The organism is Streptomyces albofaciens JCM 4342 (assembly GCF_008634025.1).
Lineage (GTDB): Bacteria > Actinomycetota > Actinomycetes > Streptomycetales > Streptomycetaceae > Streptomyces > Streptomyces albofaciens.
This window is the reverse complement of the sequence record NZ_PDCM01000001.1, coordinates 2,123,803-2,149,808: the sequence shown is the minus strand read 5'-3', so window position 1 is coordinate 2,149,808 and position 26,006 is coordinate 2,123,803. Positions and strand designations below refer to the sequence as shown.

Annotated in this window: 24 protein-coding genes and 1 pseudogene; 10 read left to right on the top strand and 15 right to left on the bottom strand. The window is 73.5% G+C overall.

The window, feature by feature from the left end; translation table 11 throughout:
* Positions 1–198: 198 nt before the first annotated feature.
* Positions 199–594: a glycine cleavage system protein GcvH gene (gene gcvH / locus CP973_RS09730; RefSeq protein ID WP_150239340.1), complete on the bottom strand. Its 396-nt coding sequence runs from the start codon at positions 592–594 to the stop codon at positions 199–201.
* A 70-nt stretch (positions 595–664) separates the two neighbouring features.
* Positions 665–1,132, bottom strand: a complete 468-nt coding sequence (locus tag CP973_RS09725) for an ArsI/CadI family heavy metal resistance metalloenzyme (protein ID WP_150239338.1) — start codon at positions 1,130–1,132, stop codon at positions 665–667.
* Positions 1,133–1,236: 104 nt separating this feature from the next.
* On the opposite strand from CP973_RS09725, the gene CP973_RS09720 reads away from it, so the two are divergent.
* Together CP973_RS09720 and arsB are read left to right on the top strand one after the other, a co-directional pair.
* On the top strand, positions 1,237–1,626 hold the full coding sequence (locus CP973_RS09720) for an ArsR/SmtB family transcription factor (RefSeq protein WP_150239336.1): 390 nt from the start codon (positions 1,237–1,239) through the stop codon (positions 1,624–1,626).
* Between the two features lie 86 nt (positions 1,627–1,712).
* A complete protein-coding gene (gene arsB / locus CP973_RS09715; RefSeq protein WP_244409804.1) occupies positions 1,713–2,762 on the top strand; it encodes an ACR3 family arsenite efflux transporter in 1,050 nt (349 codons plus the stop codon).
* A 20-nt stretch (positions 2,763–2,782) separates the two neighbouring features.
* On the opposite strand, the gene CP973_RS09710 is transcribed toward arsB, so the two are convergent.
* The 3 genes from CP973_RS09710 to CP973_RS09700 form a co-directional block, all read right to left on the bottom strand.
* Positions 2,783–3,580, bottom strand: coding sequence for an SDR family NAD(P)-dependent oxidoreductase (locus CP973_RS09710; protein WP_150239332.1), 798 nt, complete (start codon positions 3,578–3,580; stop codon positions 2,783–2,785).
* Positions 3,573–5,021 (bottom strand): MFS transporter, encoded by a 1,449-nt coding sequence (locus CP973_RS09705; protein WP_150239330.1) that lies wholly within the window; start codon positions 5,019–5,021, stop codon positions 3,573–3,575. Before CP973_RS09705 ends, CP973_RS09710 begins: the two co-directional genes overlap by 8 nt.
* Positions 5,022–5,214: 193 nt before the next feature.
* A complete protein-coding gene (locus tag CP973_RS09700) occupies positions 5,215–6,411 on the bottom strand; it encodes a lipid-transfer protein (protein WP_150239327.1) in 1,197 nt (398 codons plus the stop codon).
* 382 nt (positions 6,412–6,793) lie between these two features.
* Here CP973_RS09700 and CP973_RS09695 point away from each other — a divergent pair, with 382 nt between their 5' ends.
* From CP973_RS09695 to CP973_RS09675, 5 genes are all read left to right on the top strand, one after another.
* Entirely contained in the window at positions 6,794–7,444 is a 651-nt protein-coding gene (locus tag CP973_RS09695) for a class I SAM-dependent methyltransferase (protein WP_150239325.1), read from the top strand.
* Positions 7,445–7,465: 21 nt separating this feature from the next.
* Positions 7,466–8,443, top strand: coding sequence for an N-acetylmuramoyl-L-alanine amidase (locus tag CP973_RS09690; RefSeq protein WP_150239323.1), 978 nt, complete (start codon positions 7,466–7,468; stop codon positions 8,441–8,443).
* A gap of 207 nt (positions 8,444–8,650) precedes the next feature.
* The gene (locus CP973_RS09685) at positions 8,651–9,496 is read left to right on the top strand and encodes a DUF5336 domain-containing protein (RefSeq protein ID WP_150239321.1); all 846 of its coding nucleotides are present in this window, start codon (positions 8,651–8,653) and stop codon (positions 9,494–9,496) included.
* Between the two features lie 165 nt (positions 9,497–9,661).
* Positions 9,662–10,672, top strand: a complete 1,011-nt coding sequence (locus tag CP973_RS09680) for an LLM class F420-dependent oxidoreductase (RefSeq protein ID WP_150239319.1) — start codon at positions 9,662–9,664, stop codon at positions 10,670–10,672.
* 98 nt (positions 10,673–10,770) lie between these two features.
* The gene (locus CP973_RS09675; RefSeq protein WP_150239317.1) at positions 10,771–11,082 is read left to right on the top strand and encodes a helix-turn-helix domain-containing protein; all 312 of its coding nucleotides are present in this window, start codon (positions 10,771–10,773) and stop codon (positions 11,080–11,082) included.
* A 34-nt stretch (positions 11,083–11,116) separates the two neighbouring features.
* On the opposite strand, the gene CP973_RS09670 is transcribed toward CP973_RS09675, so the two are convergent.
* Positions 11,117–11,920, bottom strand: coding sequence for a maleylpyruvate isomerase family mycothiol-dependent enzyme (locus CP973_RS09670; RefSeq protein ID WP_425281947.1), 804 nt, complete (start codon positions 11,918–11,920; stop codon positions 11,117–11,119).
* A 109-nt stretch (positions 11,921–12,029) separates the two neighbouring features.
* On the opposite strand from CP973_RS09670, the gene CP973_RS09665 reads away from it, so the two are divergent.
* The gene (locus CP973_RS09665) at positions 12,030–12,329 is read left to right on the top strand and encodes a hypothetical protein (protein WP_150239315.1); all 300 of its coding nucleotides are present in this window, start codon (positions 12,030–12,032) and stop codon (positions 12,327–12,329) included.
* Between the two features lie 37 nt (positions 12,330–12,366).
* Here the strand turns inward: CP973_RS09665 and CP973_RS09660 are convergent, their stop codons facing one another.
* The 3 genes from CP973_RS09660 to CP973_RS09650 all read right to left on the bottom strand — a co-directional run bounded on the left by CP973_RS09660 (position 12,367) and on the right by CP973_RS09650 (position 15,739).
* Entirely contained in the window at positions 12,367–13,437 is a 1,071-nt protein-coding gene (locus CP973_RS09660) for a prenyltransferase/squalene oxidase repeat-containing protein (RefSeq protein WP_150239313.1), read from the bottom strand.
* Positions 13,434–14,231 carry a class I SAM-dependent methyltransferase gene (locus CP973_RS09655; protein ID WP_150239311.1) on the bottom strand — a complete coding sequence of 266 codons (798 nt, stop codon included), beginning with the start codon at positions 14,229–14,231 and terminating at the stop codon, positions 13,434–13,436. Before CP973_RS09655 ends, CP973_RS09660 begins: the two co-directional genes overlap by 4 nt.
* Before the next feature lie 92 nt (positions 14,232–14,323).
* Complete coding sequence (locus CP973_RS09650) at positions 14,324–15,739, bottom strand: glycosyltransferase family 4 protein (RefSeq protein ID WP_150239309.1); 1,416 nt, start codon at positions 15,737–15,739, stop codon at positions 14,324–14,326.
* Between the two features lie 294 nt (positions 15,740–16,033).
* On the opposite strand from CP973_RS09650, the gene CP973_RS09645 reads away from it, so the two are divergent.
* Together CP973_RS09645 and CP973_RS40765 are read left to right on the top strand one after the other, a co-directional pair.
* Positions 16,034–16,666 (top strand): TetR family transcriptional regulator, encoded by a 633-nt coding sequence (locus CP973_RS09645; RefSeq protein WP_150239307.1) that lies wholly within the window; start codon positions 16,034–16,036, stop codon positions 16,664–16,666.
* Between the two features lie 121 nt (positions 16,667–16,787).
* Positions 16,788–17,378: pseudogene (locus tag CP973_RS40765) on the top strand (response regulator transcription factor); the annotation flags it as partial.
* On the opposite strand, the gene CP973_RS09635 reads toward CP973_RS40765, so the two are convergent.
* The 6 genes from CP973_RS09635 to CP973_RS09610 all read right to left on the bottom strand — a co-directional run bounded on the left by CP973_RS09635 (position 17,304) and on the right by CP973_RS09610 (position 25,839).
* Positions 17,304–19,247, bottom strand: coding sequence for an ATP-binding cassette domain-containing protein (locus CP973_RS09635; RefSeq protein WP_150239303.1), 1,944 nt, complete (start codon positions 19,245–19,247; stop codon positions 17,304–17,306). The pseudogene CP973_RS40765 and the gene CP973_RS09635 overlap by 75 nt on opposite strands.
* On the bottom strand, positions 19,240–20,946 hold the full coding sequence (locus CP973_RS09630) for an ABC transporter ATP-binding protein (protein WP_150239301.1): 1,707 nt from the start codon (positions 20,944–20,946) through the stop codon (positions 19,240–19,242). Before CP973_RS09630 ends, CP973_RS09635 begins: the two co-directional genes overlap by 8 nt.
* 114 nt (positions 20,947–21,060) lie before the next feature.
* Entirely contained in the window at positions 21,061–21,174 is a 114-nt protein-coding gene (locus CP973_RS09625) for a SapB/AmfS family lanthipeptide (RefSeq protein WP_003982959.1), read from the bottom strand.
* Positions 21,175–21,290: 116 nt separating this feature from the next.
* Complete coding sequence (lanKC, locus tag CP973_RS09620) at positions 21,291–23,924, bottom strand: class III lanthionine synthetase LanKC (RefSeq protein ID WP_150239299.1); 2,634 nt, start codon at positions 23,922–23,924, stop codon at positions 21,291–21,293.
* 171 nt (positions 23,925–24,095) lie between these two features.
* Complete coding sequence (locus CP973_RS09615; protein ID WP_150239298.1) at positions 24,096–24,380, bottom strand: ferredoxin; 285 nt, start codon at positions 24,378–24,380, stop codon at positions 24,096–24,098.
* 7 nt (positions 24,381–24,387) lie between these two features.
* Positions 24,388–25,839 (bottom strand): aldehyde dehydrogenase, encoded by a 1,452-nt coding sequence (locus tag CP973_RS09610; protein WP_150243367.1) that lies wholly within the window; start codon positions 25,837–25,839, stop codon positions 24,388–24,390.
* Positions 25,840–26,006 lie beyond the last annotated feature (167 nt).

Here is a 26,006-nt window from a genome sequence, read left to right as displayed (position 1 = left end):
GACGGGCCGGTCCGTCACCTCCTCCCGGATGACGGGGGCCGGTCCGTCACCTCCTCCCGGATGACGGGGGCCGGTCCGTCACCTCCTCCCGGATGACGGGGGCCGGTCCGTCACCTCCTCCCGGATGACGGGGGCCGGTCCGTCACCTCCTCCCGGATGACGGGGGCCGGTCCGTCACCTCCTCCCGGATGACGGGGGTCAGCCCGCCGTCTCCTCCCGGATGTATGCCTCGTAGCCCTTCGCGTCCAGCAGGCCGTCGAGTTCGCCGGGCCGGGACAGCCGGAGGACGACCAGCCAGCCCCCGCCGTACGGCTCGTCGTTGATCTGTTCCGGGGCGTCGTTGACGGTGTCGTTGACCGCGAGGACCGTACCGGTCAGCGGTACGTAGACCTCGGTGACGGCCTTGACCGACTCCAGCGAGCCGAACGCGTCGCCCGCCTCGAACCGCTCGCCCTGCTTGGGCAGTTCGGCATAGACGATGTCACCGAGCTGACGCTGCGCGTGGTCGGTGATGCCGACGGTGGCCTGATCGTCCTTGACCCGGACCCATTCGTGGTCCTTGGTGTACGAAAGATCCGCGGGGATGTTCGCCATGCCGTGACGCTGCCACCGCGCCCCGGCGGAGGGAAGGCTTCCGGCGGAGGGAAGGCCCGGGGCACGGCCGTCAGGCGGTGGCGCGGCAGCACGCCCGCGGCGCGGTGTCGGCGCCCTCGCCGGTCGTGCCGACGCTCTCCCCGGGCGCGCCGGCGCCGCCGCCCGGCATGCCGACGTCCGCCTTGACGACGTAGACCTCCCACGGCTCGTTGCCCGGGCCGGTCACCCAGACCTTGTCCTGGAGCGCGTAGCAGCAGGAGACGTCGTTCTCCTCGGAGGTCGCGAGACCGGCTTCCTTGAGGCGGGTGGCGGCGGCGGTGACCTCCTCGCCGTCGGTGACCTCGACGCCGAGGTGGTCCAGGCGGGTGTCCTGGCCGGCCGCGCCCTCGATGAGGACGAGCTTGAGCGGCGGCTCGGCGACGGCGAAGTTCGCGTACCCCGGCCGGCGCTTGGCCGGGGCGGTGGCGAAGAGCTTCGAGTAGAAGGCGATCGAGGCTTCCAGGTCGGCGACGCGCAGAGCGAGCTGGACACGGGACATGGCGGTCTCCCCACAGCTTGATTCGATGGCTGCCGAGACAGCCTGTTCGTACAGTGCGTCGGTACCACTTTGCGGTCTGCATCGACAGGCGTCAATATAGAAGCATGTCGAAACAAGAACCGCGGATCCTCGGGCAGGACGAGCCCGACGGCTGCTGCCCCGGCCTGCTGACCGCACCGCTGGCCGAGGAGCAGGCGGAGGAACTGGCGAAGGTCTTCAAGGCCCTGGGCGACCCCGTCCGGCTGCGGCTGCTGTCGCTGATCGCCTCCCGCGCCGGTGGCGAGGTGTGCGTCTGTGAGCTCACCCCGGCTTTCGACCTGTCGCAGCCGACCATCTCGCACCACCTCAGACTCCTGCGCGAGGCCGGGCTCATCGCCTCCGAACGGCGCGGGACATGGGTGTACTACCGGCTGCTTCCGCAGATGACCGACCGCCTCGCCGGGGCCCTCAGCCGTGCCGTGGACGGCCCGACGCCCTCCGGGACCGCCTCGTGAGCGCCGCTCCCGGCACGGCGGCCGCGCCCGTGGCGGCCCGTCTGTCGTTCACCGACCGCTACCTCGCCCTGTGGATCCTGGCCGCGATGGCCGTCGGCCTCGGCCTCGGGCGCCTCGTGCCCGGGCTCGGGGACACGCTGGCGAAGGTGACCGTCACCGGTGTGTCCCTGCCGATCGCGCTCGGGCTGCTGGTGATGATGTACCCGGTGCTGGCCAAGGTCCGTTACGACCGCCTCGACACGGTCACCCGGGACCGCCGCCTCCTGGTTCCCTCGCTGCTGCTGAACTGGGTGCTCGGCCCGGCGGTGATGTTCGCGCTCGCCTGGATCTTCCTGCCGGACCTGCCCGCGTACCGCACCGGGCTGATCATCGTGGGGCTGGCCCGCTGCATCGCCATGGTCATCATCTGGAACGACCTGGCCTGCGGCGACCGCGAGGCCGCCGCCGTCCTGGTCGCCCTCAACTCCGTCTTCCAGGTGGTCGCCTTCGCCGGGCTCGGCTGGTTCTACCTCTCCGTCCTGCCCGGGTGGCTCGGTCTGGAGCAGACCGGGCTGGACGTATCGACGTGGGAGATCGCCCGCTCGGTGCTGGTCTTCCTGGGCATTCCGCTCGCCGCCGGCTACCTCACCCGCCGCATCGGCGAGAAGGCCAGGGGGCGGGACTGGTACGAGGCGAAGCTCATTCCGCGTATCGGCCCCTTCGCCCTGTACGGGCTGCTGTTCACCATCGTCGTGCTCTTCGCCCTGCAAGGCGACGCGATCACCTCCCGGCCGCTGGACGTCGTCCGCATCGCCCTGCCGCTGCTGGTCTACTTCGCCGTCATGTGGACCGGGTCGATGGCGTGGGGCAGGGCCGCCGGGCTGGATCATCCGCGCGCCACCACGCTGGCCTTCACCGCCGCGGGCAACAACTTCGAGCTGGCCATCGCGGTCGCCATCGCCACCTTCGGCGCCGCCTCCGGCCAGGCGCTCGCCGGTGTCGTCGGGCCCCTCATCGAGGTCCCCGTCCTCATCGGCCTCGTGCACGTGGCCCTCGCCGCCCGCCGTTGCTTCCCCTCGTCCGCCGAACCGCCGTCCGGCGAACCGCCGTCCGGCGCCCGGGAGTCCGCGTCCGGCACACGGGAGTCCGCCGCCTGAGCCCGCGTGCTCCCGGCCCGTCACGTCCGCAGGTGCGACGCCCCGTTGAGGTCGAGCACGGCGCCCGAGCTCCACTGGGCCTCGGGCGAGGCGAGCCACCGTACGGCCGCCGCGACCTCCTCCGGGGCGGCGACCCGGCCGAACGGGCTCTGCGCGCGGATCGCCGCGCCCTCGGCGCCGGTCAGGCGGTGGGCCACCCGGTCCGTGTCGATGAACCCGGGCGCCACGGAGGCCACCGCGATGCCGTGCGGGGCGAGGGCGACGGCGAGCGACTGGCCGAGGGCGTGCACGGCGGCCTTCGTGGCGCCGTAGGCGGGGTGGTCGGGCTCGCCGCGGAAGGCGCCGCGGGAGCCGATGCCGACGATCCGGCCGCCGGTGCCCTGCGCGATCATCGCCTGGGCCGCGCCGTGGCTGAGGTGGGCCGTACCGAGCAGGTTGACCGCGACGTGCTGCTGCCAGGCGGCGGTCCACTCGTCGTACGGGGTGGTGGCGGGCGGGTGCGGGGTGTTGACGGCGGCGTTGTTCACCAGGACATCGAGGCCGCCGAGAGCTTCGACGGCCGCGCCGATCAGGGCGGCGGCGCCGGACGGGTCGGCGAGGTCGGCGCCGAGCAGGACGTGGCCGCTGCCGGGCAGCGCGGCGAGGGTCTCCTCGGCGTCCGCGCGCCGGGAGCCGTAATGGACCGCCACCCGGTCGCCGTTCTCCGCGAAGGCGTGCGCCACGGCCCGGCCGAGGCCGCGCGAGGCGCCGCTGACCAGGACGCGGCGGCCGGTGGCGGGAAAGGGGGAGGCGGCGGTGGCGGGGCGGGCGTCAGGCATGGTGGGCGTCCTCGGGGCGGCGCGGCAGGGCGAGGACCATCAGCAGCACGCTCGCCAGCAGGATGACCGTACCGACCTGGAAGGCGAGGCCGTAGCCGTGGGCCATCGCGGCCGGGCCGCCGTGGCCGGACTCGATCCGGGTGGCGGCGACCGTGGACAGGACGGACAGGCCGAGCGCGCCGCCCATCTGCCGGGAGGTGTTGATCAGGCCGGAGACCAGGCCCTGGTCGGAGGGCGCGGCGCCGGAGGTGGCGATCGAGGCGATCGGCGTGGCGGTCAGGCCGGCGCCGAAGGCCATCAGGATGCCGGGGCCGAGCAGCGTACCGAGGTACGTGCCGTCGGCGCCCATCCGCCCCTGCCAGAACATGCCCGCCGCGGAGACCAGCGCACCGGCGACGGCCAGCGTCTTGGCACCCGTCCTGTTCATCAGACGCGGCGCGATCTTCGAGCCCAGCACGATGCTCAGCGAGTGCGGGATGAAGGAGAGCCCGGCCTCCAGGGGCGTGTAGTCCAGGACGTTCTGCACGTAGAGGCTGAGGAAGTACCACATGGAGAACATCGCGGCGCCGGCCAGCACCATCGCGCTGTTCGCCGCGTACACCGAGCGCAGCCGGAAGAGCGTCAGCGGCATCAGCGGCGCCTTCGTACGGGCCTCGACGGCCACGAACGCGATCAGCACCAGCAGGCCCGCCACCAGCGGCAGCAGCGCGCTCGCCGAGGACCAGCCCGCCGACTCGGTCTGCACGATGCCGTACGCCACGAGCGCGAGTCCGGCCGTCACCAGCAGCGCGCCCGGGAGGTCGAGCCGCCGTCCCTCGCCGCGCCGGCTCTCGCTGAGCCAGAGCAGCGCGCCGATCAGCACCAGCGCGCCGACCGGGACGTTGATCAGCAGCACCCAGCGCCAGGACAGGTACTCGGTCAGCACCCCGCCGACCAGGCCGCCGACGGCGCCGCCGCCCGCGCCGACCGCGGTCCAGGTGGCGATGGCGCGGGTGCGCGCCGGGCCCGCCGGGAACGCGGTGGTCAGGATGGTGAGGGTGGCCGGGGACAGGATGGCCGCGCCGACGCCCTGGACCGTACGGGCCGCGATCAGGTGCCAGGACTCCTGGGCCAGGCCGCCCGCCAGGCTCGCGAGGGTGAAGAGGGCGAGCCCCACGACGAATATCCGCTTGCGCCCGAAGAGGTCGGCCACCCGCCCGCCGAGCAGCATGAACCCGGCGAAGGTGATCACGTAGGCGTTGACCACCCATTGCAGTCCCAGCTCGCTGAGTCCGAGGCCGGTGCGCATGCTCGGCAGCGCGACGTTGACGACCGAGACGTCCAGGACGACGAGGAACTGTCCGGCGCAGACCAGCAGGGTCACCAGCCAGGTGGGCGGTGGTGTGCGGCGGACGTTTTCGGGCAGCGTGGTGGGGGTGGCTGTCGGGGGCATGGTCTCCATAGTTGCACCTGCCACGCGACGGTGGCATCGGATTATCGGCCCGGAGGTGGCCGGTCACAGGTCCTAGGCCGGAAGGCCCGCGCCCCGGCCATCCCACGGGGCGCCCCTTCCGCGCCGCACCCCTTCAGCGCCTCAGTCCTTCCGCACCCCACTCCTTCCGCGCCTCACCCCTTCCGCACCCCCCTTCCGCGCCTCACCCCTTCCGCAGCAACGTCACCACCGCCGCCCCGCCCAGTCCGATGTTGTGCGCCAGTCCGACCCGGGCCCCCGGCACCTGGCGGGCGCCGGCCGTGCCGCGCAGTTGCCGGACCAGTTCGGCGGTCTGGGCCAGGCCGGTGGCGCCGAGCGGATGCCCCTTGGAGATCAGGCCGCCGGAGGGGTTGACCACCCATCGGCCGCCGTGGGTGGTGGCGCCGTCCTCGACGAGCTTGCCCGACTCGCCCTCCGCGCACAGGCCCAGCGCCTCGTACGTCAGCAGTTCGTTGACCGAGAAGCAGTCGTGCAGCTCGATCACGTCCACGTCCTCGATGCCGAGCCCGCTCGCCTCGTACGCCTGCCGGGCCGCGGCGCGGGACATCGGGCGGCCGACGACATCGATGCAGGACCCGCTGGCGAAGCTGTCCTCCGTGTCCGTCGCCATGGCCTGCCCGGCGATCTCCACGGCCCGGTCCGCGAGCCCGTGGTCGCGGACGAAGCGTTCCGAGGCGACGACGGCGGCGGCCGCTCCGTCGGAGGTCGGCGAGCACTGGAGCTTGGTCAGCGGCCGGTGGACGGTCCTGGCGGCGAGGATCTCCTCGACCGTGTAGACGTCCTGGAACTGGGCGTCCGGATTGTCGGCGGAGTGCCGGTGGTTCTTCGCGCCGACCGCCGCGAGCTGCCGCTCCGTGGTCCCGTACCGGTCCATGTGCTCGCGCGCGGCGTTGCCGAAGATCTGGGCGGTCGGCGGCGTCATCTCGAAGCCGTGGGCGGCGGCCATCACGCCGTAGTGGCGGGCCACGGGCGAGGCCGCGAAGTCGCCGCCGTCCGCGCCGCCGCCCAGCGCGCCGCGTTTCATCTTCTCGAAGCCGAGGGCCAGGACGCAGTCGTTGATGCCGGAGGCGACGAACTGCCGGGCCATCATCAGGGCGGTGGCGCCGGTCGCGCAGTTGTTGTTGACGTTGTAGACGGGGACGCCGGTAAGGCCCAGTTCGTAGACGGCACGCTGTCCGGCCGTAGAGGCCTGGTAGCAGTAGCCGACCGGCACCTGTTCCACAGCGCTGTACGGGACACCGGCATCGGCGAGCGCCTTACCGCCCGCCTCCCCCGCCATGTCCCAGTACTGCCAGTCCCGCGTCTCCGGCTTCTCGAACTTCGTCGTGCCCACGCCGATGATGTACGCCTTGCCGGTCATGGCGATCCTCCTCGTAGGCGTCGAAGCCCTCCCCCATGACGGGCAGACTAGAACACGTTTCAAACTGACGGAAGGTCAGGTGGGGGTCGGCTTCCGGCCGGGAGGACGGAGAGACGGCCGGAGACCGGCCCCGGTGAAATGCGTACAGGAACGTACGAGACGGACCGAATCCGTACGGGCCGGCGGGAAACGTAAACCTCCCCGCACCGAATCCGTAAACCGCCACACCCGCCCAACCGGAATAGGCGGCACATTCCCCATCGCTCATCCCTCTTCTCCCTTACGGCGCCACCCGCGCGCTCCCCGCATTACCGGCACGTACCATCCGTCCTTATGAGTCACCGCCGCACCGCCCGGTGACGTACGACGAGGAGGAATCCCCATGGCCGCCGCGAACACTCCCGCGCCGGAGATACTCGCCGCTTTCGAGGCGGCAAAGGGCTTCATGCCGCTCGACGAAGGGCTGGCGCTTTACGGGGCCGCGACGCGAGCGGCGGCGCTGGGGCTGCCGCTGGTGGAGATCGGGACGTATTGCGGCCGTTCCACGATCCTGCTCGCGGACGCGGCGCGGGCCGCGGGGGTGCGGGCCGTCACCGTCGACCACCACCGCGGCAGCGAGGAGCAACAGCCCGGCTGGGAGTACCACGACCCGTCCCTGGTCGACCCCGAGGCCGGGCTGATGGACACGCTGCCCGCCTTCCGCCGGACACTGCACGCGGCGGGGCTGGAGGACCACGTCATCGCGCTGGTGGGGCGCTCGCCGCAGATCGCCGCGCTGTGGAACACACCCGTCGGGCTGGTCTTCATCGACGGCGGGCACACCGACGAGCACGCCACCGCCGACTACGAGGGCTGGGCGCCGCACGTCGCGCCCGGCGGACTGCTGGTCATCCACGACGTCTTCGCCGACCCGGCGGACGGCGGACAGGCCCCGTACCGCGTCTACCGGCGCGCCCTGGAATCCGGCGCGTTCACCGAAATGTCGGCACACGGCTCGCTGCACGTGCTGCGTCGCACCGGTGAAGGGCACTGACCGCACCACTACGATCGCGATGTGTCGAACGGCAGTACATTCCCCCCGCGCCGCCGCTTCGGCGGCACCCTCGTCGTCGTCCTGGCCGCGCTGCTGGCCGCCTGCGCCGCGGGCTGGCTGATCTGGCGGTCCACGAGCGGACACGGCGGTGACCGGCCGCCGAAGGCGCTGCCCGCGGCGAGCCCGGGATCGCCGTCACCGGGCGGCACGCCCGGTGAGGGCGGTACGGGCGGCAGCGGACAGGACGGGAGCGGCCGGCCCGCCCCGGACGCTTCGGACGGCAAGGGAGACCGGCCCGGGACCGGGCCGGGCGGCCGCCCCGGCACCCGCCTCCAGGGAAAGACCGTCCTCCTCGACCCCGGTCACAACATCCGCAACCGCGACCACACCCGCGAGATCGCGCGCCGGGTCGACGTCGGCAACGGGCGCAAGGAGTGCGACACCACCGGCACGTCCACCGACGACGGGTACGCCGAGGCCGACTTCACGCTCGACGTGGCGCGGCGCGCCCGTACGCTCCTCCGGGCCGAGGGCGCGAAGGTGGTCTTCACCCAGGACGGCGACCGTCCGTACGGGCCGTGCGTGGACGAGCGGGCCCGCGCCGGCAACGCGGCGAAGGCCGACGCGGCGGTGTCCGTGCACGCCGACGGCGCGGGCGCGGGCAACCGGGGCTTCCATGTGATCCTGCCCGCCCGGGTCACCGCGGGCGCGGCGGACACCTCCGCCATCGTCGGCCCCTCGCGGCGGCTCGGCGAGCACCTGGCGGGCCGGTTCGTGGCGGCGACCGGGAGCGCCCCGGCCAATTACCTGGGCGGCGGCACCGGCCTCGTCGTACGGTCCGACCTCGGCGGCCTCAACCTCTCCGGCATTCCCAAGGTGTTCCTGGAGTGCGGCAATATGCGCGACGCGAAGGACGCGGCGCAATTGACCGACCCGCAATGGCGGGAAAAGGCGGCCCGCGGGATCGCCGAGGGCATTACGGGCTTCCTGACCGAGTAGCGGCGGCGCCGATACCGGGCGGCCACCGATACCGGGCATCCGCCGATACCGACTCGATACCTGACCGATACCGACAAGACGGCCCACAGGATCCGGCGGTAGGTTCCCCCTTACGATGGGGGGCCACCCCGTGCCTCGCCACGCGCCCACCAGCGCATATGGCTGCGACAGCGAAGACAGACACCGGAACCGACAAAGGACCCTTACGTGAACATCCGCTCCCTCACTAGAGGCGACGGCGTGGTGATCGGAGCAGCGGTGTTGCTGTTCATCGCCTCGTTTCTCAGCATCAGCTCGTACGACGGATCCGACTGCACCGGCAGCTTCTGCCCGAAGGTCACCTCCACGAACGCCTGGGACGCGCTGCCCCTGCTGATGGGCATGTACCTGGCCGGCATCATCGCGGCCGCCCTGATCGTCGTGGCGCGGGCCCTGCCGCGGCCCCTGAAGGTCGCCGGTCTCGACCTGGGCCAGTTCGGCGTCGCCTGGACCGTGTTCGTCGCCTGGTTCGCCTTCTGGACGATCGTCAACAGCGGCGGCGCGGGCGCCGGGCTGATCCTCGGCCTGATCGCCGCGCTGGTGCTGGCCGGCGCGGCCGTGGCCACGCCGCTGGTGCCCGCCCTCAAGGCCGGCCTCGTCCCGGCCCCGCGGCCGCAGGCCCCGTCCCCGTACGGCGCGGCCCCGGGCCAGGGGTACGGCTACCCCGGCGCCCACCAGCAGCAGCCGGGCCAGGGCGGCTACGGCTACCCGGGCGCGCAGCAGCCCGCTCCCGGGCAGGGCCAGCCGGGCGGTCCGCAGACGTACGGCGGCCCGCAGCCCTCGCCGGCCGCCGCGCAGCCGCCGGCCCCCGCGGCCGACTTCGCGCCGTTCTGGTTCGCGGTGCCGGTCGCGCGCCCGCTGTACGGCGAGGACGGCGCGCCGACGCCGATCGCCGAGCTCGCGCCCGGCACGTGGTACCTGGCCGTGGACCAGCGCGGCCAGGCGCTGGTCGCGCAGACGCAGGACGGGCGCCGCGGCGTCCTCCAGGACACGACCGGCATCCAGCGCGGCTGACCCCTCCGGCCCGCGGCACACCGCACGACGGCCCCTCGCCCACCTCGGGCGGGGGGCCGTCGCCGTACCCCCACCCTTCCCATCGCCTCCCCCACCTCCTACGCTGCGCCAGCGCCCCTGACGACCCGTCAGCAGGCTCGCCCCGACGCACCGGAGGCCCCACGCATGCGACTCGGCCTGGCACTCGGCTACTGGGGCCGCGGCCCCGACCCCCGGCACCTCGAACTCGCCCAGGAGGCCGAGCGGCTGGGCTACGACTCCGTATGGACCTCCGAAGCCTGGGGCTCGGACGCGTTCACCCCCCTCACCTGGATCGCGGCCCACACCTCCCGCATCAAACTGGGCACCGCCATCGCCCAGATGGCCGCCCGCACGCCCACCGCCACCGCGATGCAGGCCCTCACCCTCGACCACCTCTCCGGCGGCCGGATGCTGCTCGGACTCGGCCTGTCCGGGCCGCAGGTGGTGGAGGGGTGGTACGGCCGCCCCTTCCCCGCGAGCCCGCTCACCGCCACCCGCGAATACGTGGACATCGTCCGCCAAGTGCTGCGCCGCGAGGCCCCGGTGTCCCTCGACGGCCGCTTCCACCCGCTCCCCTACCGCGGCCCGGACGCCACCGGCCTCGGCAAGCCCCTCAAGCCCATCACCCACCCCCGCCGCGCCGGCCTCCCCGTCCTCCTCGGCGCCGAGGGCCCCAAGAACATCGCCCAGACCACCCGGATCGCCGACGGCTGGCTCCCGCTGTACTGGTCCCCGTACCGCACCGGCGTGTACGCGGCCTCCCTGGCCGACGCCCCGGAAGGCTTCCTCATCGCCCCCATGGCCCGCGCCCAGGTCTGCGACGACGTGACCGAGGGCCTGCTCCCGGTCAAGGCCATGCTCGCCTTCTACATCGGCGGCATGGGCCACGCCTCCCGCAACTTCCACACCGCCCTGATGTCCCGCCTGGGCCACCCAGAAGCGGCCCACCACATCCAGACCCTCTTCCTCCAGGGCCACCGCAACGAGGCCGTCCAGGCCGTCCCCGACGCCTTCGCCGACGAGATCTCCCTGATCGGCCCCCGCGCCCGCATAGCCGACCGCCTGGCAGCGTGGCGCGAGGGCCCGGTGACGGACCTTCTGGTCACGGCGCCGGATGCGGAGACGTTGCGGGTGGTGGCTGAGGTGAATGGTTGAGGCGGCAGGTGCGCCGCCGAGGGCACCATGCTCAAGGCGGTCGGGCCGACGCACGGCCAAGACCGCCTGGCAGCGGCAGGCATCGGGAAGGAGAACGCATGAGTCGCGGATACCACACCCGGTGGGAGGTACCGGACGAGCACCGGGCGGACCCCGCCTACGTGGAGGCGGGGGCGGCGATCGCGCTCGGGCAGGCGGTGTTCGACGTGCGCGGCGCGCTCGGGATGTCGGTGGGTGAGCTGGCGCTTCGGGCCGGTCTCGGTGTGGAGGAGGTCGAGCGGATCGAGGGGGGCGGGACGGTACCGACCCTGCCGCTGCTGCGTCGGCTGGCGCGCGCCCTCGATGCCCAGCTCGACCTCTCCATCGACTCGGACGAGGTGTCACTGTCCTTCGTGCCACACGCCGCTTGAGGCGGAGCGGCCCGTCGGCCTCGCCCATTCCGGATCAGAACTTCGCCGCCTCCAGCCACTCCTCCAGGAACGCGCGGTCGCCGATGGCCTCGATGCCCGGAGTGTCCACCGGGAGGCGGCGGTAGTAGACGCGGAGGAGGTCGGTGAGGGGGCCTTGCAGGGTGATGGTGGCTTCTTCGGGGGTGTGGCGGTAGGTGACCGTGTCGCCGGTGTAGTCGAGGAGCCAGTCGGCGGGGGCGCCGGGCGGGGCGTCGGTGGCGTGCAGGCGGAAGGTGCGGCCGGTGCCGGTGAGGCGGGCGGCCGGGTGGTCGGGCTTCAAGGCAGGGACCAGGCAGACCAGTTGCGTCCACTCTTCCATGGCGTCGGCGGCCACCTCCGGGTCGAGGGTGAAGCCGGTACCCGTCGCGGACGCCGCGTCCGCGCGGTGGACGGCCGTCTCGTGGGTCATCCGGCGGGACCAGAAGACCGTCGGCTGATCCGGTGCCCAGGCCCAGACCGGGGTGTCGGCGCCGGCCTCGCGCAGCGCCTCGACGACGCGCCGCGCGCCGTCCGCCAGCCAGGCGTCCAGGGCCTCCGGGTCGTCGCCCTCGGGGCCCTTGTGGTTCGGGACCGCGTCGAACGGCACCATCTCCTCGGCCCGCGTCCGTACGGTCGTGTCGACCCAGCGGTGCGCGCCGCCGACGTGGCGCAGGAGGTCCGCCAAGGTCCAGTCCGGACAGGTCGGCACGGCCGTCTTGAGGTCGGTGCCGCGGACGGTTTCCCGGAGCAGATCGGTCTGGGTGAGGATCTCGGCGCAATAGCGGCCGTGGTCGAGGGTTCCGGTCATGGTGATCGTCATGGTCGAACAGTAATGCGTGGGCGGGCGCAGAGCCGACCCGTTTCACCGCGAACGGACCGCCTCCGACCGGGAGTTGTTTATGGCGTACTTATGCGGCTACCCGGCTGTCATGTCCAGGAGACACCGCTACGGAAGCAGTCATGCGGCCCGGGCCGTCACCGTCGTCGCCGACCTCACGGCCGTGATCCTCGGCCTCTGGATCGTGATGTACCTGCTCGACGCGAACCGCGCCAACGACCTGGTGCACTTCGTGCAGGGCGCGGCGCGGTGGCTGGCCGGCTGGTCGTACAACCTCTTCACCTTCGACGCGGAGTGGCTGCGGACGCTGCTGAACTACGGGCTGCCGGCGCTCGTGTACCTGGTGGTGGGGCATGCCCTGGCCGCCCGCATCAGGCGTATCGAGCACTGAGGGAAACCGGGGGAAGGGGCGGGGCGCGCCCCATCCCTCAGCGGCAGCAGTCCGGGGTCAGGCCCGTCGGCAGGCGCTCGCCCCCGAAGACGGCCGTGGTCGCCTCGTCCCCTCCCAGCGCGGCCACCGCGAGCAGCATCGAGCCCGCCGTCCAGGACGTCTGCTCCTCGGGCCAGACCGCGTCGTCGTCGAAGACGTAGCCGGTCCAGTACATGCCGTTCTCGGCGCGCAGGTGCTGGACCCACTTGAGGATCTGCACGGCCCGGTCCGACTCGCCCATCGCCCAGAGGGCGAGGGCCAGTTCGGCGCTCTCGCCGCCGGTGACCCAGGGGTTGGGCAGGACGCAGCGGACGCCGAGGCCGGGCACGACGAAGTCCTCCCACGCCGCTTCGATGCGCTCCTTGGCGGCGGTGCCGCTCAGGGCGCCGCCGAGGACCGGGTAGTACCAGTCCATCGAGTAGCGGGACTTGTCGAGGAAGCGCTCGGGGTGGTGCTGGATGGCGTGGCCGAGCCGGCCGAGGGCCAGTTCCCAGTCGGGCTGGGGTTCCTCGCGCTGTTCGGCGATGGCGAGGGCGCAGCGCAGCGCCTGGTGGATGGAGGAGGAGCCGGTCAGCAGGGCGTCGGTGACCGGCGTGCCGTCGTCCTCGCGCTTCCAGCCGATCTCGCCGCCGGGCTGCTGGAGTTCCAGGACGAATTCGACGGCCGCGTAGACGGCGGGCCACATGCGGTCCACGAAGGTGTCGTCGCCGGTGGACAGGTAGTGGTGCCAGACGCCGACGGCGATGTACGCGCAGAAGTTGGTCTCCCGGCCGCGGTCGGTGGGCGCCGCGGCGTCCCCGTCGGCGTAGGCCGCGTACCAGGAGCCGTCCGGGTTCTGGTGCCGGGCCAGCCACTCGTACGCGGCCTCGGCGCGCTCGTGCTCCCCGGCCGCGTCCAGGGCCATGGCGGCCTCGGTGTGGTCCCACGGGTCGAGGTGGTGGCCGCGGAACCAGGGGATCGCGCCGTCCGCGCGCTGTGCCGCCAGGATGCCGGCGACGGTGCGCGCCGCCTGTTCGGCGGTCAGGACTCCGGGCAGGACCAGGCGTTCCGTACGTCCTGGTGTCGTCACTTGGCGGCCCCGGCGGCGGAGTCGGCGGTGGCCGTGGAGTCGGCGGCAGCGGAGTCGTCGGTCGCGGCGGCGTCCGTCGGCAGATGCGGCTTGACGGCGTACGCGACGAAGCTCTTGCCGATCACCGGGTTGAGCACCCGCTCGGCCATCCGCGTGGCCAGCGGCTTCTTCATGATGTCCCAGACCAGCAGCTTGTGGTACGCCTTGACCGGCAGCGCCTGGTCGTTGTCGACGCCGAAGGCGCACTTGAGCCACCAGTACGGGCTGTGCAGCCCGTGCGCGTGGTGGGTGCCGTACGGCCGCAGGCCCGCCTCGCGCATCTTGCCGAGCAGCTCGTCGGCCTTGTAGATGCGGATGTGCCCGCCCTCGACCTCGTGGTACTCGTCGCTGAGTGCCCAGCACACCTTCTCCGGGCCGTAGCGCGGCACGGTCACCGCGATCCGCCCGCCGGGCCGCAGCACCCGCACCATCTCGGCGAGCACGCCCTTGTCGTCGTGGATGTGCTCCATGACCTCGGAGATGATGACGACGTCGAAGCTCGCGTCGGGGAAGGGCAGGGCCAGCGCGTCGCCCTCCATGGCGGTGGCGGTGGCGCCCGCGGGCGCCTCACCGGCCTCCTTCATGGCGGCGAACCACTTGGCGACCTCGCGGATCTCCTCGGCGTTCCGGTCGAGCGCCACGACCTGCGCGCCGCGCCGGTAGCACTCGAAGGCGTGCCGGCCCGCGCCACAGCCCAGGTCGAGGACGCGGTCGCCCGGCGCCAGCGGGAATCGGGAAAAGTCGACGGTCAGCAAGGGCTCTCTGCTTTCGTCCTGGGGGTCCGCGGGCAGCTACGGCCGACGGCGGCGGGTCATGGCGGTGGTGGTCGGTGCCCGGCCGGGCCGCATCAGGCGCGGCCGGCGGGGGTCGGTGCGGTGGCGTCCGCGGCGGCGCGGCGGGAGCGCGCGGCGCGCAGGCGCGGGGCCTGGAGGGCGATGGCCTCCCGGTAGCGTTCGGCGGTGCCGATGGCGGCCTGGCGCCAGGTGAAGCGGGCCAGGACGCGTTCGCGCCCGGCGGCGCCGAGGCGGCGGCGCAGGTCGGCGTCGCCCAGCAGGCGGGTCAGCCCGGCGGCCAGCGCACCCGCGTCGCCGGGCGGTACGGACAGACAGGTCTCGCCGTCCGGGCCGGACACCTCGGGGATGGCGCCGCCGGTGGTGGCCAGCAGCGGCGTACCGGTGGCCATGGCTTCGGCGGCGGGCAGCGAGAAGCCCTCGTAGAGGGACGGTACGCAGGCGACCTGGGCGCCGCGGACCAGGTCGACCAGCTCGGCGTCGCTGATGCCCTTGACGAACTCGATCGCGCCGCCGAGGCCGTGCCGCTCGATGGCGGCGGCCACCGGGCCGTCGTCGGCGCGTTTGCCGACGACCACCAGATGGGCCCGCGGGTTCTCCGCACGGACCTTGGCCAGCGCCTCGACCAGGTGGATCAGGCCCTTGAGGGGCACGTCCGCGCTGGAGGTGGTCACGATGCGGCCGGGGACCTCGGGGACCGACGGATCGGGCGAGAAGAGGTCGGTGTCGGCGCCGATGTGCACGACGTGGATGCGGCCGTCCCGTACGCCGAGGTGGTCCACGATCTCCTGGCGGGAGGAGCCGGAGACGGTCAGCACCGACGGCAGACGGCGGGCGACGCGCTTCTGCATCCGGGTGAAGCCGTACCAGCGGCGCACCGACAGGCGGCGCTGCCAGCCGGTGGCGGCGTCGAGGTCGAGCTGCCGGTCGACGGTGATGGGGTGGTGGATGGTGGTGACCAGGGGCGCGCCGAGGTCGCCGAGCAGGCCGTAGCCGAGGGTCTGGTTGTCGTGCACCACGTCGAAGTCGCCGCGCCGGGCGGCGAGGTGGCGGCGGGCGCGCAGCGAGAAGGTCAGCGGTTCGGGGAAGCCGCCGGTCCACATCGTGCCGACCTCCAGCGCGTCGATCCAGTCCCGGTACTCGCCGCGCTTCGGCGTGCGGAACGGGTCGGGCTGCCGGTAGAGGTCGAGGCTGGGCAGTTCGGTGAGGGTGACTCCCCCGGTTCCCTGCGGGGAGGCGGCCCCCTCGTCCAGGACGGGGTACGGCTGCGCGCCGATGACCTCGACGCGGTGGCCGAGGCGGGCCAGTTCGCGCGAGAGGTGGCGGACGTAGACGCCCTGGCCGCCGCAGAACGGGTTGCCCTTGTACGTCAGCAGGGCGATGCGCAGCGGGCGGTCGCCGTCCGGCCCGGTGGAGGCGGCGGGGGCCTCGGCGGGGTGCGGCGCGGCTGCCTGGACGGCCTCGGCGGACACTCTCGGCCCCCTTCTCGCTGGACTTTCGCCGGAGCGTAACCGCTGGCGCTAATCTAGAACAAGTTTCAGTACGGTTCGGCCGCGGCCGGCCGGCGACCGGTCCGCGGCACCCGCGGGCCAGGGCGGCCGGCGGGCTACTGATCAGTTCAAGGAGCTTCGAATCTACCGGCCGGAAACCTGGTCGAAAGAGCCGCACCAGGTGATTCGCGCCACGGCCCGCGCCCCTGCCATGCTGTGCCGATCGCAGGACCGGTACGGGCCGCACCGCGGACGCACCGTCACGGAATGGGACATATGACTACGGACTCCACAGCGGCCGGAGCGGCGCTTCCCGCCGGTCCGCCCCTGACCGCGCGTCAGGAGGCCCGTCGCCGCCGCATCCTGCACGCCAGCGCGGAGCTGGCCGGCCGCGGCGGGTTCGACGCCGTGCAGATGCGCGAGGTCGCCGAGGCGTCGGACGTGGCACTCGGCACCCTCTACCGGTATTTCCCGTCCAAGGTGCACCTGCTCGTGGCGACCATGCAGGACCAGTTGCAGCACCTGCACGCGACGCTGCGCAAGCGCCCGCCGACCGAGCCGGAGCCGGGCGCGCGGGTCGCGCAGACCCTGATGCGGGCCTTCCGCGCGCTCCAGCGCGAACCGCATCTGGCGGACGCGATGGTGCGCGCCCTGACGTTCGCCGACCGGTCGGTGAGCCCGGAGGTGGACACCGTCTCCCGGCTGACCACGGCGATCATCCTGGACGCGATGGGGCTGGACGGCGCGCCCACGCCCGAGCAGCTGTCCGCGGTCCGGGTCATCGAGCACACCTGGCACTCGGCGCTGATCACCTGGCTGTCCGGGCGCGCCTCGATCGCCCAGGTGAAGATCGACATCGAGACGGTCTGCCGGCTCATCGATCTCACGGCGCCGGCGCCGCGCGCCTGATCCGGCGGCTACGAACGGGTAACCCCTGAAACGGCGCATTGGGGGCGCGCACAACCCCGACGCGCTCCCCCTCGCTTCCGCTTGGCCAGTTCTCCGGGTCCATGTCAGTGGCATTGCCGGTATGAATTCCGGGTACTCGCAACGGAGCCGGTACACGTGGGTCTGGAGGGGGACTGCAGTGATCCGGGTGCTACTCGTCCACGACATATGTCTGTTCCGATGGGCGTTGACGGAAGTGCTCGACCGGGAGAACGACATCGAGGTCGCAGCCGCCAGCACCCGCGACGCGGCGGAGCGGGCGCGGGCGACGCGGCCGGATGTCTGTGTCGTGGACGCGGAGAGCCCCGAGCCGAACGGGACGGGGATATTGCGCAAGTTATCCAAACTCGCGAAAGCGAAGGGCCCGGTGAAATCACCGGCCCTGCTGGTGCTGGGCTCGGCGCGCCGGCCCGGACCGCTGCGCCGGGCCTTCGAGGCGGACGCCCTGGGATATGTCGACAAGGAGGCCTCGCCGGTACAGCTGACCACCGGCATCCGGCAGGTCGCGGCGGGAAAACGATTCATCGACGGCTCGCTGGGCTTCGGCTTCCTCCAGGCCGCGGACATTCCGCTCACCCGCCGGGAGCTGAGCGTGCTGTCACTGGCCGCCGAGGGCTCCTCGGTCTCCGAGATCGCCGGCGTCCTGCATCTGTCGACCGGGACCGTGCGCAACTACATGTCCGCCATCACCCGCAAGACCGGGGCCCGCAACCGCGTCGACGCCATCCGCATCTCGCGCGGGGAGGGCTGGCTGTAGTGGCCCGGCGGCCCGGGGCGCGGCGCCGCCGCCGGGCTCCTCGTGCGCCCACCCGCCGGCCAGTTCGCGGTAGAGCTCGGATCGCCGCAGCAGATCGCCGTGGCGGCCCGTCCGGGCGTGCGTGCCGTCCATCACCAGCACCCGTTCGGCCCGCAGCGCCGAGCTGATGCGGTGCGCGACGACGATCAGGGTGCCGCCGGGCCGGTCCGCGAAGGCGCGTTCGGCGCGGGCCTCGGCCGCCGGGTCGAGGTGGCAGGTCGCCTCGTCCAGGACGACCAGCGGCGCGGGTGCCAGGTAGGCGCGGACCAGGGCGATCAGCTGGCGCTCACCGGCGGACAGTTCGGCCGGTACGAGCGTGCCGTCCGGCCCGCCCAGCCGCGCCAGCAGCGCGCCCGCGCCGATCTTCTCGGCGGCGGCCAGGAGATCGGCGTCCGAGCCGTCCCGGTCCTCCTGGCCATCCCGGCCGTCCGTACACAGGTAGCGCACGTTGTCCCGCACGGTGCCGGAGAAGACGTACGCCTCCTGCGGTACCAGCACCCGGTCCGCGGCGGCGGGCCGGCGGACCTCGCCGCCGTCGGGCTCCAGCAGACCCGCGACCAGCCCGGCGAGGGTGGACTTGCCGATGCCGCTGGGGCCGACGACGGCCAGGTGTCCGCCGTCCGGCACGGTCAGGTCCAGGTCGCGGAAGACCGGGTCGGCGTGCGGGCCGTACGCGAAGGTCACGCCGCTGAGTTCGACGGCGATCCCCTGGTGGGGCGTGCGGTGGGGCGGGGCGCCGTCCGGTCCGGTCACCGGCTCGGCGGTGAGGCGGCGCAGCACCACGCCGAGGCGGGTGCCGGAGGTGCCCAGCCCGTGCATCAGGCTCTGCAACGCGGGCAGCAGCGACTGCGTCAGATACGCGAGCGCGCCCACCAGCGCGCCGGGCGTCACCCCGCGGCCGAGCAGCCAGGGCGCGCCGAGCAGCAGCAGGACGATCGGCAGCCGGCCGCTGATCCCGAGGGCGAGCACCCGGCACATGCTCCACCGGGCCAGCGCGGCCGACGCCCGCTGTTCGGCGTCGAACCGCTCGTCCACCGCGCCCGCCACGGTCCGCTCCGCGCCGGCCGCGGTGATGTCGCGCAGCCCGCCGACCGCCGCGCCGGTCTCCTCGGCGATCGCCTCGTCCGCCGCGAGGAACGTCTCCTGCCGGCGGGCCATCGGCCGCAGCGCCCAGCCGAACAGGGCCAGTCCGAGCAGCAGCGGCGGCAGCACCAGCAGCAGGAGCACGGGGGCGAGCGAGCACAGCCCGGCCAGCGCCCCGGCGGTGACGAAGACGAACGAGCGGGAGACCAGCACCAGCCCGGCGAAGGTGTCGCGGGCGATCTCCACCTGGTGGGTGAGCCGGGAGACCGCGGCGCCGTCGGGGGCGTACAGGGCGCGGCGCACGACCTTGCGCACCAGGCTGTCGCGCAGCGGTTCCACCAGGTCGGCCACGGCCCCGTAGACCCGCGCGGTGCCGTACGCGCCCGCCCCGACGCAGACCGCGGCGGCGGCCAGCCAGCCGATGCCGACGGCCGGCGCGCCGCGCAGGAACCCGTCGTCCAGGGCGCGGGCCAGCGCGAACCCGAACAGGAAGGTCTGCGCGGACTCGACCAGCGACCAGCCCGCGAGCCTGCCCAGGACCCGGCGCCGCCGCTTGAGGAAGCGCGGCCCGGAGCGCCGCAGGGGCTCGCCGGGCACGGTCCCGTGCCCGGCGGTCGGTCCGGCCGCGGCCCCGCGCCGCCCGGCCTGAACGGCTTCAGACATGCGCGGCCTCCTTCGGGGCCGTGGCGAACAGTGCCCGGTAATCGGGCAGCTGCCACAGCTCGGCGTGCGGCGCAAGGGCGCGAATTCGTCCGTCGTCGAGCCAGGCCACCAGGTCGGCGCGGGCGGCGGTGGCGGCGCGGTGGGCGACGACGATACGGGTGGTGGCCTTCACGTCGCGCAGCAGGGCGCGGGTGACGTGCAGTTCGGTGACGGTGTCCAGGCTGGACGTGGCGTCGTCGAGGATGAGCAGCCGCTCGGCGTGCGCGAAGGCCCGCGCCAGGCCGAGGCGCTGGGCCTCGCCGCCGGACAGGGGCGCGTCCGCGCACCGCGTCGCGTACCCCTCGGGCAGGCGGTGGATGAAGGGCGCGGCGCAGGCGGCCTCGGCGGCGGCCTCCAGCTCGGCCCGGCCGGGTGCGTACGCGCCGAGCGCGAGCGTGTCGCGGAGGGTCGCGCCGAGGACCGCCGGGCGCTCGAAGGCGTAGCCGACCGCGCGGCGCAGGGCGTCGTGCGTCAGGTCGGGCAGCGGTACGTCGTCCAGGACGACGCTGCCGGAGTCCGGGTCGGCCAGCCGTCCGGCGACCGCGGCCAGCACGGACTTGCCGGTGCCGGAGCGGCCGACGACGGCGACCGAGGTGCCGCCGGGCACGGTCAGGTCCAGGCCGCGCAGCACGGTGCGGTCGCCCCGCGTCACGGTGACGCCGTGCAGCTTCAGGGTGCCCTCGCCCGCGCCGAGCTGCCGCCTTCCGTAGGGCATCGCCGGGATGTCCAGGACCTCCGCGATGCGCCGGGCGGCGGCGCGGGCGTGCACGAGGGTGTTCAGCTGCCCGACGATCTGGCCGATGCCGGTGGCCAGGGCCGCGTACCGGGACGCGGCGAGCAGCCCGCCGACGGTCACCTCGCCCTGCGCCAGCCGGACACCGGCCACGCACAGCACGGCGATCTGGAGGAGCGGGACGAGCATGGCGGCCTGGGCCGTCGACCGGCCCAGGACCTCCCACATGCGGTGGCCGTGCCGGGCGAGACCGGGCAGCGGGGCGAGGATGCGGGCGGTCTCGTGGCGCTGGGTGCCCGCGGCGGTGATCGTACGGGCGCCGCCGACCGCTTCGACGAGGCGCTTCGCCATGTCGCCCTGGTGCTCCTGGTAGGACACGACGCAGTCGCCGGTGGCCCGGGCGAAGGTGCGCAGCAGCAGGGCGAGCAGGGGCATGCCCACGAGGAAGACGGCGGCGGTCCACACGTCCACGTACGCGAGGGCGATCAGCGCGCCGACCGGGGTGATGACGGCGGCGAGCGAGGCCGCCAGGGCGGTGGGCGCGGTCCCGGCGTGGGCGGCGTTGCCGACGACGCGGGTGACCAGGTCGCCGGTGCCGTACCGCTCGGTGGCGCGCGGCCCGGCGGCGAGGAGGTGCCGGGTCAGGCGCCGCCGTACCCAGGCGGTGCCGCGGGCGTCGGTGGTGCCGGTGAGCAGTCCGTCCAGGGCGTCCAGCAGGACGATCAGGCCGGTGAGGGCCGCGCACAGGACGAGCCACGGGGCGGCCGGGCGGTGTGCGAGGAGCAGGTCGAGGGTGTGCCCGAGGGCGCCGGGGAGGGCCAGGCCGAGGCCGGCCGACGCGACGGTGAGCAGCAGCAGCGCGGTGGCGCGCGGGGCGCTGTGGCGCAGGGCGCCGCCCAGCAGCCGGTCGGCGGGGGTGACGGTCACAGGCTCTCCCACGGAGGTGTGCGTGCGGCCCACGCACGGGCCGCACGCACGTCCGGATCACAACTCCCGGATAAGGGCTACCGGTTCAGGCATTCCGGTAGCAGCGCCGTTCTGTCAGAGACAGAGCAGAACGCTGGCCTGGCTCGCGCAGAGCGTCAGGCTGATGGTGCTGCCGCCACCGCCGCCGTGCTCGGGAGCGTCCATCGCCTGAAGGTCGAGAAGCGCCATGACACTTTCCTTTCACTTATGGGGACGTTGTTGTACTGGTGTTGCTGCGGTTCCGGGCGGGCGGGTCGCCCCGCGGTGCCCGGGTGTACGGCTCCGGCACGCGGCCGGAGCCGGTCTCAGGGCCGCCGGTGCTCCGGGGAGGGCGGCGGCGGGAGGAAGGGCAGGTGGACGGGCCGGTCGTGGAGGGCCGCGCCCAGGCCCAGGAGGCACCCGGCGGACCCGGTGGCCAGGTCCGTCGACAGGCGCATCATCTGGTCGCCGGGGAAGGCGAGGTGGCCCCGGTAGGGCATCGCGTACCAGCCCAGGCAGGAGATCTGTGCGGCCAGCTCGCCGTCGAGGTCGGTGGCCGGTGTGGTGGTCCGCGCGAGGTGCAGGACGCACCCGGCGCGGCCGCGGAAGAGGCCGGGCTGCACGTAGAAGCGGGACATCGCGGCGGGCAGGATGGCGGCGCGCGCCTGCTCGAACTCCTCGTCGGCGCGGTGCCGCAGGTAGTCGTCGAGGACCGTGGCGATGCCGACGCTGCCGCCGCCGAGGTACGGCATGGTCCGCCAGCCCTCGTCGACCACCAGGGCGCCGTCCTTGTCCCGTACACAGCGCGCCAGGTCGCGGCGCAGCGCCCCGGCGGCCATGTCGAGCAGCCCCGCGTCGCCGGTGGTCTCGTACAGCCGCAGGAAGAGCAGGGCGGGTCCGGTGGCGCCGCGCAGCAGGCCGGCGCGTTTGCCGCAGGCGTCGAGCCGGTCGGCGGCGTGACCGGCGGCCTCCAGGGCCCGCTCGCGCAGTTCGCGTTCGCCGCGGGTGCGGGCCAGGTCCTCCAGGGCCAGGCCGACACCGGCCAGCCCGCCGTTCAGGTCGGGCGCGAGGCGGTGCCACTTCTCGGCGAGGACCTGCTCCAGCAGGTGCGTGGCGCGGTCCCGGTGGCCCAGCCGGTCCAGCACCCAGGCCACGCCGGACAGCCCGTCGTAGAAGCCCAGCGGGGTGCCGGGAGGGGGCGGGTCGGTCTGCCGCAGCAGCCACTCCTCGCCTTCCTCGTACCGTCCGGCGCCGGTCTCGGCGAGCGCGTGGAGCACGCCGGCGGCGCCGTGCGCGATCCCCAGGCCGCCGCCGTCCGAGAACTGGGCGATGTCGCCGGGGAAGAGCCGGTCGGTGCGCTCGGGCGTGGCCGAGGCGAGGATGCCGCGGACGATCGAGTCGCGGCTGTGCGGCCAGTCGGCGGGCTCGGCCGGGAGGTAGGGCGCGGATTCGGTGCGCCGCTTCGCGGCCTTCCGCCCGGTGCCCGGGTCCGTGCCGGGCGCGTCCGGCGGCCCCTGGATCACCTCGACCGCCCCGGCCAGGAACTCCGCCGGTACGTCCGGGAATTCGTGGGCCACGATCTCGGCGAGGTGCGCGGCCTTGTCCCGGTCGAGCACCAGCAGCGAGGTCATCGGCAGGAACAGGGCGAGCCGCAGGCAGGCGAGCGCGTAGCGGTCCACGTCGACGCCGATGCGGTCGGCGGGGGCCATGAAGCCCGGGTGGGCCAGCGTCTGGCGCAGCTTGGCGCCGTCCACCGCCGCCGCCTCGAAGTCCAGCAGCCGTACGCTGCGTTCGTCGGGCGCGACCATGATGTTGAACATGTGCAGGTCGTTGAAGACGACGCCGTGGCGGTGCAGCACGGCCACGGTCTCCTCGACCGCGGCGTGGATGTCCAGCGCCCAGCGGGTGTAGTCGGCGAGCCGGTCCGGGCTCGGGGAGGTCGAGGTCAGAGGGTGCCGCTCGGCGAAGAAGGCGTTGAGGGTGCGCCCCTCCAGGAAATCCATGACCAGGAAGCGGTGGTCGTCCAGGAGGAACCAGTCCCGGATCTCCGGCGCGACGCCGCTCCCGGACAGCTTCTCTAGGGCGGCCCGTTCGCGCTCCAGGCGGGCCACCGCGTCGGCTCCGTCGGCGGCTAGGCCGGCGTGCGGACGCGCCTCCTTGAGCACCACCTTGTCGCCGGTGCGCCGGTCGCGCCCCAGGTAGACGCCGCCGCCGTTGGAGAAGTGCAGCGCCGACTCGATCTGGTACGGCAGGTCCGCGACGGTGGTGGCGTTGCGGGCGGCGAGCTGCGGGGCGAGGAAGTCCGGCAGCGTCACCCACTCCGGCGGGCTGAAGCGCGGCTCGCGCCGGTCGGGGACCAGCTTGCCCTCGGGGTCCTCGATCGCCCCGACGAGGCTGCCGTGCTCGTCGACGCAGAAGCGCCGCGCGAAGCCGCCGTAGCGCACGTACAGCGGGCCGTCGTTCCACCGCAGGTCGGTGAGGATGTACGGGCCCGGTTGGCCCTCCAGCAGCGCGCCCAGTTCCCGCAGCACGGTGTGCAGCTGCCGCTCGTCCGACGGGTAGATCGTGGCGAACTTGCCGCTGCCGCCGCGGTCGGCGTACTTGGAGTTGCGCATGTGCATCGGGCGCGGCCCGGGCACGAACTTGAACGGGATCAGCCGGTCGACGCAGTAGTCCCACACCTGGGAGGCCGTCTTCTCGGCGTTCTCCATGCAGGCCGAGACATGGATCTTCCAGCCCTGCGCGGGCAGGTCGGGGTGCGGCCGTCCGTCGTCGTCGACGGGGTTGACGTGAAGCCAGTCCCCGGAGAGGAAACACCGCCACCCTTCGGGGACTGCGCGCTGGGCCGCTTCGTAGAGGGGGCTGCCGCCGGACGCGGTGCCGTTGCCGGCGGACAGACGGTCCGGGGTCTCGTAGAAGAGTCTGTCGGCGAGACAGTACACCTCGTACCGTTTGTCCATCGTCTCCCCCCTCGGCGGCGTGGCACCGAGATTTCCACGCCGCCGGGGCGCGTTAACAGTCACAGATGTCACGAGGTAACTGTGAGAAGTTCACGGGTTACCGACGGTACGCACCGGTGGGCGCGGGCCGTGCGGCCGTGGCGCCCCGTGGGAACGTCCGTGGACCGGGCGTCACTCCTCCGGCGGGAAGACGGCCTCCCCCGTGCGGGCGTCGGTCACGCTGATGGCCTCGACGGGGCAGCCCTCCGCCGCCGCCAGCACGTCGTCGGACGCGGCGCACTCGGACCGCACGGGGTGCGACTGGCGGGCCGCGTCCAGTTCGAAGCCGCCGGGCGCGGTGGCCACGCACAGCCCGGAGCCGATGCACACGCCCCGGTCCACCTCCACGTGCCAGCGGGGGCCCGCCTCTTCGGGCGCGCCCTCGCCGGGCCCGGCCGGGCCGTCCGTACCGCTCATCCTCGCCTCACCCCTCCGCCGGCAGGTGGATCGTCTTGTACTCCAGGTACGCGCCGAAGCCCTCGGGCCCGAACTCCCGCCCGATCCCGGAGTTCTTGTATCCGCCGAACGGGCCGAGCATGTCGATGCTGAAGGTGTTCACGGAGTAGGTGCCGGTACGCACCCGCCGCGCCACGTCGATGCCGTGCGCGGTGTCCGCGGTCCACACCGAGCCGGACAGCCCGTAGTCGGAGTCGTTGGCGATGCGCACCGCCTCGGCCTCGTCCTCGTACGGAAGCAGGCACAGCACCGGGCCGAAGATCTCCTCGCGGGCGATCCGCATCGCGTTGGACACGTCGCCGAACACGGTCGGCTCCACGTACCAGCCGCGGTCCATGCCCTTCGGCCGTCCGCCGCCGGTGAGGAGCTTGGCGCCCTCCCGCTGCCCGACGGCGATGTAGTCCAGCGAGCGCTGCTGCTGGCGCCGGGCGACCAGCGGGCCCAGCTCGGTCGCCGGGTCCAGCGGGTCGCCGACGCGCAGGGCGCGGGCGGCGGCGACGAACCGCTCGGCGGTCTCGTCGTAGCGCTCGCGCGGCACCAGGACGCGCGACTGGGCCACGCAGGCCTGCCCGTTGACCAGCCAGGCGAACGGCGCGATGCCCGCCACCGCGGCGTCCAGGTCGGCGTCCGGCAGGATGACGGCCGCCGACTTGCCGCCCAGTTCGAGCGTGACCCGCGTCAGGTTGCGCGCCGCGACCTCCATGACGCGCCTGCCCGCCGCGACCGAGCCGGTGAAGGCCACCTTGTCCACGTCCGGGTGCCCGACCAGGTACTCGCTCACCTCCCGGTCCGCCGGAAGGATCGACAGCACGCCCCGGGGCAGCCCGGCCCCGTCCGCGATCTCGGCCAGGAGGTAGGCGTCCAGCGGCGTCTCGGGCGACACCTTGAGGACCACCGAGCAGCCGGCCAGCAGCGCCGGCGCCAGCTTGGCCGCCGCGGTGAACTGCGGGACGTTCCACGGCACCACGGCCGCCACCACGCCGACCGGCTCCCGCCGCACCAGCAGCGGCCCCAGCGCCCCGGCCCGGCGCTCCTCGTACGCGAAGTCGCGGGCGACCGTGAGCGCCGCGTCCCAGACCATCATCGCGGCCAGCGCCTGCACCATGACGGCGGAGGTGTACGGGGTGCCGTTCTCGGCGCTGACGACCTTGGCGATCTCCTCGCTGCGCGCCGCGAAGGCGTCCTTGATCCGTGTGACCACCGCGATCCGCTCGGCCGGCGGCGTGTCCGCCCACGCCCCCGAGTCGAAGGACGTACGGGCCGCGGCGACGGCGCGGTCCACGTCGGCCCGCGAGGCGTGCGGCACCCGGCCGATCACCCGCTCGGTGTGCGGCGAGACCACCTCGATGGTGCCGCCGCCGGCCGGTTCGGCGAACTCGCCGCCTATGTAGAGCCGTTCGTGCTCGACGGGTGCGCTCATGGCTGCCGCCTCCTGCGGGTCGACCGGGTCGGTGGGCACGGTGTGCGGGTGGGTCGGTGGCGCGGTGTGCCGGTGGCGCGGTGTACGGAGTTCGCGGTACACGGTGCGCGGTTCGCGGTCCACCGCGACTTTCTGACGCTCCATCAGGACTGATACCAGTTCCAGTT